The 12,410-nt window shown below is 70.0% G+C and carries 12 protein-coding genes; 9 read left to right on the top strand and 3 right to left on the bottom strand.

What is annotated here, in order from left to right; genetic code table 11:
- Positions 1-243 carry a DUF5703 family protein gene (locus LV457_RS10705; protein WP_232170846.1) on the bottom strand — a complete coding sequence of 81 codons (243 nt, stop codon included), beginning with the start codon at positions 241-243 and terminating at the stop codon, positions 1-3.
- On the bottom strand, positions 240-1,259 hold the full coding sequence (locus LV457_RS10710; protein ID WP_239030560.1) for a hypothetical protein: 1,020 nt from the start codon (positions 1,257-1,259) through the stop codon (positions 240-242). The genes LV457_RS10705 and LV457_RS10710 overlap by 4 nt, the downstream gene beginning before the upstream one ends.
- Positions 1,260-1,367: 108 nt before the next feature.
- Between LV457_RS10710 and LV457_RS10715 the strand changes: the two genes are divergently transcribed.
- The 7 genes from LV457_RS10715 to mshC all read left to right on the top strand — a co-directional run bounded on the left by LV457_RS10715 (position 1,368) and on the right by mshC (position 6,847).
- Positions 1,368-1,691 carry a hypothetical protein gene (locus tag LV457_RS10715; protein ID WP_232170849.1) on the top strand — a complete coding sequence of 108 codons (324 nt, stop codon included), beginning with the start codon at positions 1,368-1,370 and terminating at the stop codon, positions 1,689-1,691.
- Between the two features lie 49 nt (positions 1,692-1,740).
- Positions 1,741-2,571 (top strand): undecaprenyl-diphosphate phosphatase, encoded by an 831-nt coding sequence (locus tag LV457_RS10720; protein ID WP_232170993.1) that lies wholly within the window; start codon positions 1,741-1,743, stop codon positions 2,569-2,571.
- A gap of 16 nt (positions 2,572-2,587) precedes the next feature.
- Positions 2,588-3,280 (top strand): histidine phosphatase family protein, encoded by a 693-nt coding sequence (locus LV457_RS10725; protein WP_232170852.1) that lies wholly within the window; start codon positions 2,588-2,590, stop codon positions 3,278-3,280.
- A gap of 55 nt (positions 3,281-3,335) precedes the next feature.
- Entirely contained in the window at positions 3,336-3,920 is a 585-nt protein-coding gene (locus LV457_RS10730) for a DUF3090 domain-containing protein (RefSeq protein ID WP_232170855.1), read from the top strand.
- Positions 3,904-4,701, top strand: coding sequence for an SCO1664 family protein (locus LV457_RS10735; RefSeq protein WP_232170858.1), 798 nt, complete (start codon positions 3,904-3,906; stop codon positions 4,699-4,701). Before LV457_RS10730 ends, LV457_RS10735 begins: the two co-directional genes overlap by 17 nt.
- Before the next feature lie 118 nt (positions 4,702-4,819).
- Entirely contained in the window at positions 4,820-5,584 is a 765-nt protein-coding gene (locus tag LV457_RS10740) for a 3'(2'),5'-bisphosphate nucleotidase CysQ (protein ID WP_232170861.1), read from the top strand.
- Between the two features lie 24 nt (positions 5,585-5,608).
- Positions 5,609-6,847: a cysteine--1-D-myo-inosityl 2-amino-2-deoxy-alpha-D-glucopyranoside ligase gene (mshC, locus tag LV457_RS10745; protein ID WP_232170863.1), complete on the top strand. Its 1,239-nt coding sequence runs from the start codon at positions 5,609-5,611 to the stop codon at positions 6,845-6,847.
- 2 nt (positions 6,848-6,849) lie between these two features.
- Here mshC and LV457_RS10750 read toward each other — a convergent pair whose 3' ends face one another.
- Positions 6,850-7,740, bottom strand: coding sequence for a PAC2 family protein (locus LV457_RS10750; protein WP_232170866.1), 891 nt, complete (start codon positions 7,738-7,740; stop codon positions 6,850-6,852).
- A gap of 47 nt (positions 7,741-7,787) precedes the next feature.
- On the opposite strand from LV457_RS10750, the gene LV457_RS10755 reads away from it, so the two are divergent.
- Positions 7,788-8,000, top strand: coding sequence for a hypothetical protein (locus LV457_RS10755; RefSeq protein ID WP_232170868.1), 213 nt, complete (start codon positions 7,788-7,790; stop codon positions 7,998-8,000).
- A 93-nt stretch (positions 8,001-8,093) separates the two neighbouring features.
- Entirely contained in the window at positions 8,094-11,903 is a 3,810-nt protein-coding gene (gene metH / locus LV457_RS10760) for a methionine synthase (RefSeq protein ID WP_308192185.1), read from the top strand.
- Positions 11,904-12,410: the final 507 nt, after the last annotated feature.

A 12,410-nucleotide genomic window follows, 5' to 3' on the forward strand; every position in this document is an offset into this window, starting at 1 on the left:
CTAGAGCTCCGGCTGGTCGGCGTTGCGCGCGAGCTTGCGGCGGCGCAGCAGCACCCGTCGGCTGCCGTCGGTGTAGAGCCGCACCCGGGTGAGCTCCCAGCCGCGGTACTCCGCCTCGATCGCCAGCCGCGTCGAAGCGGTCAGCCGGGTCACGTCGGGCGGCAGCCGCAGCGGGATCCACTCGTAATCGTCGCTGAGGTCGGCTTCCCAGGCGGCCGGCATCCGGCCGCGCGCCGCCGTCATCGGCCGCCGCCGGTGGCGTTCGCGATCACCTGCACGCCGGCGCCGGTCGCCGACGCCACGTAGAGGGTGCCGGTGGCGTCGTCGAACGCCATGGAGTTCGGTTGCTGCACGGCTGGATAACGCGCCCTTTCGACAGGTATTCCGGTCGACAGATCGTAACCAACGACGTCGTTGACCGCGGTCCGCGATACCCACGCCAGCCCGGCGGAGCCGGCGAGCCCGTAGGGTCCGCCGCTCACCGGGTAGCGCTGCCGCATGACCAGCGGGTCGGTGCCGAACACCAGCAGCTCCTCACCGCGCGTGTCCGCGACCAGCACCCGGCCGGCCGGGTCGGCGACCAGCGTGGTGGCGCCCTCACCGGCCCGCAGGGCCTGCTCGGCGCCGCGGCCCTCGGCGTCGATGGTGGTGACCGACGTCTGCGCGCGGTCGAGGACGACGGTGGTGTTGCCGACGGTCGCCAACGCGTCGACGCGGGCGAAGATCGGCAGCCGTTCGGCGACCTGCGTCTCGGAGGACATCGTGAAGACGGCGCCGTCTGCGCTGCCGAGCACCAGCCTGCCGTCGGCGCGGTGGGCGACGGCGGTGAAGTCGGTGTCGCGCTGCCCCTCGACGGCGACCGTCGTGACGGCGGCCGAGCGGAGGTCGACGCGGTGGTAGCCGCCGCGGGCGGGCAGGTAGGCGACGCCGCGGCCGTCGCCGGTCAGGGTGTTCGCCGACGGCGGCACGGGGATGCGGCGAGCCGGTCCGCCGGCGGCCGGTAGCACCGTCAGCGCGGGTGCCGGGGCCGCGGACAGCGCGACCGCCGAACCGGTGGCGGGGTCGAAGATCAGTGCGGTCACGGCGCCGTCCACCGGCCGGATCTCGCCGGCGGGCCGGCCGGGCGCCGGTGGGGACGCGACCGCGGTGGCCGGCGTGATCGTGGCCGGCGGTGGCTCCTCGCCGGTCGGTCCGCAGGCGGTCAGCACAGCGAGCAGCGACAACACCACCGAAATGGCCGGGTTTGGCGACGAAGGCAAGGGGTAGCTCTCAGGCGTGCAAGGGGCGCGGCGATCGGATCGTCAGTGTAGGGGAGGGCCTCCGGCGCCCCGCGCGATGTGCGGTTCCCGGGGCGGTACGGTTCCGGCATGAACGTGGTCGGCGACGGGCCGTCGGCCGATGCGGAGTTCGTGCTCGAAGACATTTCCACCGGCATCCACGCCAGCGGGTTCGGGCGCCTGAGCGGCGGCCGCAGCTTCGCCTTCCACATGGAGAAGCAGACCCTCGTCGTCGAGGTGTACCGGCCGCGGCTGGCCGGTCCGGTGCCGCAGCGAGACGACGTCGTCGCGGTCGCCTCGCGCAAGCTCACCGACATCGACCTCACCGATCAGCGCAGCGTGGTCGCCGCGGTGCGTGACGCGCTGGCCGCGGCCCGGCCCGTCGAGCGGCCCGCGACCAAACCCTTCGGCTGACGGCCCAACCCCACCCGGTACGGTCGTCGGCGTGGATTCGGTGACCGCCATGTCATGGCCGCAGGTCGCAGTGCTCGCCGTCCTGCAGGGACTCACCGAATTCCTGCCCGTCTCCTCGTCAGGCCACCTGGCGATCGCGTCGCGGCTGTTCTTCGGCGGTGATGCCGGCGCCTCGTTCACCGCCGTCACGCAGCTGGGCACCGAGGTGGCCGTGCTGGTCTACTTCGCCCGCGACATCGTCCGCATCGTCACCGCCTGGTTCGCCGGCCTGCGCAATCCGCAGCGCCGCGACGCCCACTACCGGCTCGGCTGGTACGTGATCATCGGCACCATCCCGATCTGCGTGCTCGGTGTGTTGTTCAAGGACGCGATCCGCAGCAGCGTCCGGAACCTCTGGATCGTCGCCGTCGCCCTCATCGTGTTCTCCGTCGTCATCGCGGTCGCCGAATGGGTCGGCCGGCAGCTCCGCGACGTCGAACGACTGACCTGGCGCGACGCCGTCGTCGTCGGGCTGGCGCAGTGCCTTGCGCTGGTGCCGGGCGTATCCCGCTCGGGGGCCACCATCAGCGCCGGCCTGTTCCTCGGGCTCAACCGCGAGCTCGCCGCCCGATTCGGGTTCCTGCTGGCCATCCCGGCGGTCTTCGCCTCCGGCCTGTTCTCCCTGCCGGACGCGTTCAACCCCGTCAGTGAGGGCATGAGCGCCACCGGACCGCAGTTGCTGGTCGCGACGCTGATCGCGTTCGTCGTCGGCTACGCCGCAGTGGCCTGGTTCCTCAAGTTCCTGGTGTCGCACAGCATGTACTGGTTCGTCGCCTACCGGATCGTCCTGGGCGTGGTCGTCATGGTGCTGCTCGGCACCGGCGTCCTGGCGGCGGCGTGACCGGCGGGACGCCGGGATGACCGTCATACTGCTGCGCCACGGCCGCTCGACGTCGAATGCGGCGCACACGCTGGCCGGCCGGACCGAGGGCGTCGACCTCGACGACCGCGGCCGCGAGCAGGCGGCCGGGCTCGTCGAACGCGTCGGTGACCTGCCCGTCAAGGCGCTGGTCTGCTCACCGCTGCTGCGCTGCGCACGCACCCTCGAACCGCTGGCCGCGGCGCTGGGTATCGACCCCGTCGTGGACGACCGGCTCGCCGAGGTGGACTACGGCGATTGGACCGGCCGGCGCATCGCCGAGCTGGTGAAGGAGCCGCTGTGGAAGGTGGTGCAGGCGCAGCCCAGTGCAGCGGTGTTCCCGGGCGGCGAGGGATTGGCGCAGGTGCAGGCGCGTGCGGTGGCGGCGGTGCGGGACCACGACCGCCGGCTGGCCGAGCAGCACGGCGCCGACGTCCTCTGGCTCGCCTGCACCCACGGCGACGTCATCAAGGCGGTGCTGGCCGACGCGCTGGGCACCCACCTCGACAGCTTCCAGCGCATCACCGCCGACCCCGCCTCGATGAGCGTCGTCCGGTACACGCCGATGCGGCCGTTCGTATTGCACGTCAATCACACCGGTCCCCGGCTGACCGGCGACGTCGTGGTCAAGCCGCCGGCCGAGGACGCCCCGGCCGCGGGCGACGCCACCGTGGGCGGCTCGACGGGCTGACCGGACCGCGCGGATTCACGGCGGGACCGGAAGTGCCGGTATTTTGGTGATCGACATGGCCCGCGCTATTCACGTCTTCCGTTCACCCGACCGCTTCGTGGCCGGGACCGTCGGGCAACCCGGCAACCGCACCTTTTACTTGCAGGCGGTGCACGACGGCCGCGTGGTGTCGGTGGTGCTGGAGAAACAGCAGGTCGCCGTGCTCGCCGAGCGCATCGACGCGCTGCTCGCCGAAGTGCACCGCCGGTTCGGAACGCCGATCCCGCCCGCGACCGCCGACGTCGAGGATCTCAGCCCGCTGATCACGCCGGTCGACGCGGAGTTCCGGGTGGGCACCATGGGGCTCGGCTGGGATTCCGAGGCGCAGACCGTGGTGGTCGAGCTGCTGGCGGTCACCGACACCGAATTCGACGCGTCGGTGGTGCTGGACGACGCCGAGGAGGGTCCCGACGCCGTGCGGGTGTTCCTGACGCCGGAGTCCGCCCGCCAGTTCGCGAATCGCTCCAACCGGGTGATCTCTGCCGGTCGCCCGCCCTGCCCGCTGTGTGAGGAGCCGCTCGATCCGGCCGGCCACATCTGCGTGCGCACCAACGGATACCGCCGCGGCGGGCTCGGGCCGGCGGATGACGCCGAGTCCTGACGACATCCTCACGCTTTGCCGGGGCGATCTGACGGTCGTCGGGCGGCTCCGGTCCGCCAGCAACGCCACCTACTTGTGCGAGGCCGGTTGGCAGGGCCACGTCACGCAGTGCGTGTACAAGCCCGTCGCCGGTGAGCAGCCGCTCTGGGACTTCCCCGACGGCACCCTCGCCGGTCGCGAACGGGCGTCGTACCTGGTGTGCGAGGCGCTGGGCTGGAACATCGTGCCGCACACCATCATCCGCGATGGGCCAGCCGGTGAGGGCATGGTTCAGCGCTGGATTCCCGAGCCCCCGGAGACGTCGTCACCGGACCTGGTGGACCTTTTCCCGCCCGATAAGGTGCCGCCCGGATATCTGTCGGTGCTGCGCGCCTACGACTATGCCGGCGACGAGGTGCTGCTGGTGCACGCCGACGACGAGCGGTTGCGGCGGATGGCGGTCTTCGATGTGGTCGTCAACAACGCCGACCGCAAGGGCGGTCACGTGCTGACGAGCGTCGACGGGCAGGTCTACGGCGTCGACCACGGCGTCACCCTGCACGTGCAGGACAAGCTCCGCACGGTGCTGTGGGGCTGGGCCGGAAAACCCGTCGACGACGACGCGCTGGCCGCGGTGGACGGGCTGTTGTCGGCGCTCGGCGGTCCGCTCGCGGACGAATTGGCCTCGCTGATCACCGATTACGAGGTCGACGCGCTCCGCGCCCGGGCCCGCGGCCTGCTGCGCAACCCGGTGATGCCGAGCCCCGACCGCCGCCGACCGATTCCGTGGCCGGCGTTCTAGAGAAGTTCCGACGCGTCGTAGCGGTACTGCGTCACGCGGTAGGGCCAGCCGTCGTCAGCTGATCCACCGTCCGCCGTCGCTTCGCTCGCCCCGCCAGTATTCGGCAATACTGATCGCCATGCCCCTGACCGACGCCGCACTGGCCGCGCAGCTCGCCGAGGAGGCCGGGCAGTTGCTCCTCGACGTGCGCGACGAGGTGGGGTTCGACTACCCGTGGGAGCTCGGGGCCGCCGGCGACCGGCGGGCGAACGCGCTGATCCTGCAGCGGCTGCGCGAGGTGCGCCCCGATGACGCCGTGCTCAGCGAGGAGGCGCACGACGATCTGGTGCGGCTGCGCCGCGACCGGGTGTGGATCATCGACCCGCTCGACGGCACCCGAGAGTTCTCGTCGCGGGGCCGCGCCGACTGGGCGGTGCACATCGCACTGTGGCAGCGCGGCGCCGAGATCACCGACGCCGCCGTCTCGCTGCCCGCCCAGGGCGAGGTGTACCGCAGCGACACCGTCGCCGCGGCGCCCGTCGCCGGCCGACCGGGGATCGACCGCCCGATCCGCATCGCCGTCAGCGCCACCCGGGCGCCGTCGATCCTGTACTGGATGAGCCGCAGCCTGCCCATCGAGCCGGTGCCTCTCGGCTCCGCGGGTGCGAAGGCGATGGCCGTGGTGCGGGGTGACGCGGACGCCTACGTGCACGCCGGCGGGCAATGGGAGTGGGATTCGGCGGCGCCGGCCGGGGTGGTGCTGGCGGCCGGCTTGCACGCGTCGCGGCTGGACGGCTCCCCGATGCGGTACAACCGGTTGGACCCCTATCTACCGGACCTGCTGATGTGCCTTCCGGAGGTTGCGGGCCCGCTGCTCGACGCCATCCGCCGGGCGGTGTCCTGACGGCCGACGCCTAAAGTCGTCCTCATGCATTCCTGGCCGTCCGCGTCCGTGCCGACGCTGCCGGGTCGTGGTCCGGCGCTGCGCCTCTACGACAGTGCCGACCGGCAGGTGCGGCCCGTCTCACCGGGCGCGACGGCCACGATGTACGTCTGCGGGATCACGCCGTACGACGCCACTCACCTCGGCCACGCCGCCACCTATCTGACGTTCGATCTGGTGCACCGGCTGTGGCTGGACGCCGGCCACGACGTGCACTACGTGCAGAACGTCACCGACATCGACGATCCGCTGTTCGAGCGCGCCGCGCGCGACGGCATCGGCTGGCGCGAGCTGGGCGACCGCGAGACCGACCTGTTCCGCTCCGACATGACGGCGCTGCGGGTGCTGCCGCCGCGCGACTACATCGCCGCGACCGAGGTCATCGACGAGATCGTCGAGCTGGTGGAGAAGCTGCTGGCGGCGGGGGCGGCCTACGTCGTCGACGACCCGCAGTACCCCGACGTCTACTTTCGCGCGTCCGCGACCGAGCAGTTCGGCTACGAATCCGGCTGTGACCGCGACACCATGGCGCAGCTCTTCGCCGAGCGGGGCGGCGATCCCCATCGGCCCGGCAAGCAGGACGAGCTCGACGCGCTGGTGTGGCGGGCGGCCCGCGAGGGCGAGCCCAGCTGGCCGTCGCCCTTCGGCCCGGGCCGCCCCGGCTGGCACATCGAGTGCGCGGCCATCGCGCTGAGCCGCATCGGCACCGGCCTGGACATCCAGGGCGGCGGCAGCGACCTGATCTTCCCGCACCACGAGTTCTCCGCCGCTCACGCCGAATGTGTCACCGGCGAGCGGCGTTTCGCGCGGCTCTACGTCCACGCCGGGATGATCGGCTGGGACGGCCACAAGATGAGCAAGAGCCGCGGCAACCTCGTCCTGGTGTCCCGGCTCGTCGCCGACGGGGTGGACCCTGCCGCGGTCCGGCTCGGCCTGCTGGCCGGGCACTACCGCGCCGACCGGTCCTGGAGCGACGCGGTGCTCGCGGACGCGCAGGCGCGGCTCGCTCGGTGGCGGCAAGCCGTGACGCTGCCCGCCGGGCCCGACACCACCGATCTCATCGGTCGGCTCCGCCGCTATTTGGCCGACGACCTCGATACGCCGCGAGCGCTGGCCGCGGTGGACGGGTGGACCACCGACGCACTCGAGTACGGCGGACACGACGCCGACGCGCCCGAGCAGGTGCGCGCCGCCGTGGACGCGCTGCTGGGCGTGTCGCTCTGAGATCAGCCCCGGAAGCCCGGCCCGCGCCGGCGCAGATATCGCTCGAATTCCGCGGCCAGGGCGTCGCCGTCGATCTTGCCCAGCGCGTCGGTGAGGTCGACCTCGGCGTCGCCGCGCTCCTCCAGCGCTGCCACGTACTCGGCGATCTCGTCGTCCTCGGCGGTCATCTCGGTGACCGCCTGCTCCCACTCCTCGGCCTGGGTCGGCAGATCCGCCAACGGCACCTCGATGTCGAGGACGTCTTCCACCCGGCGCAGCAGCGCCACCGTCGCCTTCGGGTTCGGCGGCTGCGACACGTAGTGCGGGACCGCCGCCCAGAACGTGACCGCGGGAATGCCGGCCGCGACGCACGCGTCCTGGAACACCCCGGCGATGCCGGTCGGCCCCTCGTAGCGGCTCTCCTCGAGGTTGAAGTGGCGCGCCGAATCGGGGGAGTAGGCCGCGCCGGACACCGGGACCGGCCGCGTGTGCGGGGTGTCGGCGAGTAGCGCGCCGAGGATCACCACCGTCGACACGTTCAACTTGTCGGCGATGGCGAGCAGCTCGGCGCAAAACGTCCGCCACCGCATGTTCGGCTCGACGCCGTGCATCAGCACGATGTCGCGGTCGGAGCCCGGCGGCCGGCAGTGCGAGATCTGCATCGACGGCCACACCAGCTCGCGCGTCACGCCGTCGACCTGCCGAATCACCGGCCGATTGACCTGGTAGTCGAAGTACGACTCGTCGTCGAGCTCGAGCAGCGGCTGCGCTTCCCAGATGGCGTCGAGGTGCTCCAGCGCGTCGCTGGCGGCGTCCCCGGCGTCGTTCCAACCCTCGAACGCCGCCACCAGAACGGTGTCGTGCAATTCTGGTAATTCGGGGCCTTGACGGCCGCCAAAGGTCGACGGGGTCACCTTCTCAGCCTACGGCCATCCGCCTGGCGGGGAGCCGTTGCGCGGTATTGCCCGACCGCCGCACCGCGATCCCCGAGGCGCTGTCGCAGCTGACGGCGCCGACGCCGCCGGCGAATACTTCCGGCCGCGCGGTGGTTAACCTTGATGGCGACGGCATCGTCGACGAAAGTCGCGGCCTGTCGCGCGGGGACACCGTGATCGCCGAGCGGGTCGGCGGCGGTCGGGTCGTCCCGTCGGGCGTCCAGACGTCGATCGGGTGACGACGTAGACTTTCCGGGTCGAGAGGCGTTGCAACGGATCCGGGGCTACCCGGGCATCCGCCACGCTCGGCGAAGTCAAGGACGCCTTCCGTCATGGAAGGAGTGCACGTGAGCCCTGTCGATGCGAGCACGGTCGAGCCGACGGTTGCCGATGGCCGGCGAGCCGGTGCGTTCGAGCCGAACATCCGCCCCGACTGCACCGACGAGCTGACAGCAGCGCTGCGCCGCCGGATCCTGGTGATCGACGGTGCGATGGGCACGGCGATCCAGCGCGACCGGCCCGACGAGGCCGGCTACCGCGGTGAGCGGTTCAAGGACTGGCCGAGCGACGTCGTCGGCAACAACGACCTGCTCACGCTGACGCAGCCCCAGATCATCGAGGGCATCCACCGCGAGTACCTCGAGGCGGGCGCCGACCTGCTGGAAACGAACACCTTCAACGCCAACGCGATCTCGCTCTCCGACTACGGCATGGAGGAGCTCAGCTACGAGCTCAACTACGCCGGCGCCGCCCTGGCCCGCAAAGCCTGCGACGAGTTCAGCACCCCCGACAAGCCCCGCTACGTCGCCGGCGCGTTGGGCCCGACGACGCGCACCGCGTCGATCTCCCCCGATGTCAACGATCCCGGCGCCCGCAACGTCACCTTCGATCAGTTGGCTGCCGCCTATCAGGAGGCGGCCACGGGTCTGGTCGACGGCGGCGCCGACCTGCTGATCGTCGAGACGATCTTCGACACGCTGAACGCCAAGGCGGCGGTGTTCGCCATCGAGACCCTGTTCGAGGAGCGCGGACGCCGCTGGCCGGTGATCATCTCGGGCACCATCACCGATGCCTCGGGTCGCACGCTGTCCGGTCAGGTCACCGAAGCATTTTGGAACTCCATCCGGCACGCGCAACCGCTCGCGGTCGGCCTGAACTGCGCGTTGGGTGCACCGGAGATGAGGCCCTACATCGCCGAGCTGTCGCGGATCGCGGACACGTTCGTCTCCTGCTATCCCAACGCGGGCCTGCCCAACGCGTTCGGCGAGTACGACGAGTCCGCGCAGCGGCAGGCCTCCTACGTCGCCGAGTTCGCCGACGCCGGTCTGGTCAACCTGGTCGGTGGTTGCTGCGGCACCACGCCGGCGCACATCGCCGAAATCGCCAAGGTCGTCGAGGGCAAGCCGCCGCGCCAGGTGCCGACGATCCCGGTGGCCACCCGCCTCTCGGGCCTGGAGCCGCTCAACATCGACGACGACTCCCTGTTCGTGAACATCGGTGAGCGCACCAACATCACCGGCTCCGCCCGGTTCCGCAACCTGATCAAGGCGGAGGATTACGACAGCGCGCTGTCGGTGGCTCTGCAGCAGGTCGAGGTCGGTGCGCAGGTCATCGACATCAACATGGACGAGGGCATGATCGACGGCGTCGCCGCGATGGACCGGTTCACCAAGCTGATCGCGGCCGAGCCGGACATCAGCCGCGTGCCGGTGATGATCGACTCGTCCAAATGGGAGGTCATCGAAGCCGGCCTGAAGAACGTGCAGGGCAAGCCGATCGTCAACTCGATCTCCCTGAAGGAGGGCGAGGAGAAGTTCATCCGCGAGGCGCGGCTGTGCCGCAAGTACGGCGCCGCCGTCGTCGTGATGGCGTTCGACGAGCAGGGGCAGGCCGACAACCTGGAACGCCGCAAGGAGATCTGCGGACGCGCCTACCGGATCCTGACCGAGGAGGTTAGCTTCCCCGCCGAGGACATCATCTTCGACCCGAACTGCTTTGCGCTCGCGACCGGCATCGAAGAGCACGCGACCTACGGGATCGACTTCATCGAGGCCTGCGCCTGGATCAAGGAGAACCTGCCCGGGGTGCACATCTCCGGCGGTATCTCGAATGTGTCGTTTTCGTTCCGCGGCAACAACCCGGTCCGCGAGGCGATCCACTCGGTGTTCCTGTTCCACGCCATCAAGGCAGGCCTGGACATGGGCATCGTCAACGCGGGTGCGCTGGTGCCCTACGACTCGATCGACCCCGAGCTGCGCGAGCGCATCGAAGACGTCGTGCTCAACCGTCGAGCGGACGCGGCGGAGCGGCTGCTGGAGATCGCGGAACGGTTCAACTCGTCGGAGAAGTCCGAGGATCCGGCGGCGGCGGAGTGGCGCTCTCTGCCCGTCCGCGAGCGGATCACCCACGCCTTAGTCAAGGGCATCGACGCCCACGTCGACGACGACACCGAGGAGCTGCGGGCCGAGATCGCCGCGGCCGGTGGTCGGCCGATCGAGGTGATCGAGGGCCCGCTGATGGACGGCATGAACGTCGTCGGCGACCTGTTCGGCTCGGGCAAGATGTTCCTGCCGCAGGTCGTGAAGTCGGCCCGCGTGATGAAGAAGGCTGTCGCATACCTGCTGCCCTACATCGAGGCGGAGAAGGCCGAACCGCTGCCCGGTGAGGCGGCCAAGAAGGACACCAACGGCACCATCGTGATGGCGACCGTCAAGGGCGACGTCCACGACATCGGCAAGAACATCGTCGGGGTCGTGCTGCAGTGCAACAACTTCGAGGTGATCGACCTCGGAGTGATGGTGCCCGCGCAGAAGATTCTGGACGCGGTGAAAGAGCACGACGCCGACATCGTCGGGCTGTCCGGCCTCATCACGCCGTCGCTGGACGAGATGGTGAACTTCGCCGTGGAGATGGAGCGCCAGGGGCTTGAGATTCCGCTGCTGATCGGCGGCGCGACCACGTCGCGCGCCCACACCGCGGTGAAGGTTGCGCCGCGTCGCTCCGGCCCGGTGGTCTGGGTGAAGGACGCCTCGCGCTCTGTGCCGGTGGCGGCCGCCCTCCTCGACGACAAGCAGCGGCCGGCGTTGCTGGAGGCCACCGAAAAGGATTACGCGTCCTTGCGGGAACGGCACGCTCAGAAGAACGAGCGGCCGATGCTGACGCTGGAGAAGGCCCGCGCGAATCGCACGCCGATCGATTGGGACGGCTACACACCGCCGGTGCCTGCCCAAGGGCTCGGCGTGCGCGAATTCCTGGACTACGACCTGTCGGAACTGCGCGAGTACATCGACTGGCAGCCGTTCTTCAACGCCTGGGAGATGAAGGGTCGCTTCCCCGACATCCTTAACAACCCGGCTTCGGGGGAGGCGGCCCGCAGGCTCTACGAGGATGCCCAGGAGATGCTCGACACCGCGATCAAGGAGCACTGGCTGACCGCCAACGGCGTCATCGGCTTCTTCCCGGCGAACGCGGTGGGTGACGACATCGAGGTCTACACCGACGACACCCGCACCGAGGTACTGACGGTGCTGCACAACCTGCGCCAGCAGGGCGAGCACCGCAACGGCATCGCGAATCGGTCGCTCGGGGACTACATCGCGCCCAAGGACACCGGGATCGCCGACTACATCGGCGCGTTCGCCGTGACCGCAGGGATCGGCAGCCAGGAAAAGATCATGGAGTTCAAGGCGGCCAACGACGACTACAGCGCGATCCTGCTGGAGTCGGTCGCCGACCGGTTGGCCGAGGCGTTCGCCGAACGGATGCACCAGCGGGTCCGTAAGGAATTCTGGGGTTATCAGCCCGACGAGCAGCTGGACAACGACGAGCTCATCGGCGAGAAATACCGCGGAATCCGGCCTGCCCCTGGCTATCCCGCGTGCCCGGAGCACACCGAGAAGGTGACGTTGTTCTCGCTGTTGGACGTCACGAAGCGCACCGGCATCGAGCTGACCGAGTCGATGGCGATGTGGCCGGGCGCCGCCGTGAGTGGTTGGTACTTCTCGCATCCGCAGTCGCAGTACTTCGTGGTCGGCCGGCTGGCGCAGGACCAGGTCGCCGACTACGCGCGCCGTAAGGGCTGGACGCTGCAGGAAGCCGAGCGCTGGCTGGCGCCGAACCTCGGCTACAACCCGGAGGACTGACGCCTCTCCTTCGTATTCGTTCGGCATTGTGGGCGACTAGTGCCGCTTCATGGCACCGGCCGTGGCGTCCTTGACCGGAATCAGTTCGGGGGCTCGGTGGTGGTGGACGGGGAGCGACTCGATGGTGCCCGGCCACGGGGGCCGGAATCAGGCCACGGCATCCGACTCGACGCGCGTCACGTACGTGCCTCAATGGTGTTCGGCAACGGGGGCCGGAATCAGAAGAAGGTAGCCCGCCATGCAGAAGGTGCTGATCAAGCCTCAATGGTGTCCGGCCACGGGGGCCGGAATCAGTCGACATGATCGGGACCGCCAAGCAGCAGAGCTACATGCCTCAATGGTGTCCGGCCACGGGCGCCGGAATCAGCCGACATCCTCCGCCCGAAGTTCTACGACTATCTGTGCCTCAATGGTGTCCGGCCACGGGGGCCGGAATCAGCCGACATCCTCCGCCCGAAGTTCTACGACTATCTGTGCCTCAATGGTGTCCGGCCACGGGGGCCGGAA

The sequence above is a fragment of the Mycobacterium sp. MYCO198283 genome (assembly GCF_021213805.1).
Classification (GTDB): domain Bacteria; phylum Actinomycetota; class Actinomycetes; order Mycobacteriales; family Mycobacteriaceae; genus Mycobacterium.

Bases quoted from the DNA above. Each gene is read 5' to 3' on its own strand.
- metH (WP_308192185.1), top strand. From the start codon at position 8,094: ATGGAAGGAGTGCACGTGAGCCCTGTCGATGCGAGCACGGTCGAGCCG.
- mshC (WP_232170863.1), top strand. From the start codon at position 5,609: ATGCATTCCTGGCCGTCCGCGTCCGTGCCGACGCTGCCGGGTCGTGGT.
- LV457_RS10725 (WP_232170852.1), top strand. From the start codon at position 2,588: ATGACCGTCATACTGCTGCGCCACGGCCGCTCGACGTCGAATGCGGCG.
- LV457_RS10705 (WP_232170846.1), bottom strand. From the start codon at position 243: ATGACGGCGGCGCGCGGCCGGATGCCGGCCGCCTGGGAAGCCGACCTC.
- LV457_RS10715 (WP_232170849.1), top strand. From the start codon at position 1,368: ATGAACGTGGTCGGCGACGGGCCGTCGGCCGATGCGGAGTTCGTGCTC.
- LV457_RS10735 (WP_232170858.1), top strand. From the start codon at position 3,904: ATGACGCCGAGTCCTGACGACATCCTCACGCTTTGCCGGGGCGATCTG.
- LV457_RS10740 (WP_232170861.1), top strand. From the start codon at position 4,820: ATGCCCCTGACCGACGCCGCACTGGCCGCGCAGCTCGCCGAGGAGGCC.
- LV457_RS10720 (WP_232170993.1), top strand. From the start codon at position 1,741: ATGTCATGGCCGCAGGTCGCAGTGCTCGCCGTCCTGCAGGGACTCACC.
- LV457_RS10730 (WP_232170855.1), top strand. From the start codon at position 3,336: ATGGCCCGCGCTATTCACGTCTTCCGTTCACCCGACCGCTTCGTGGCC.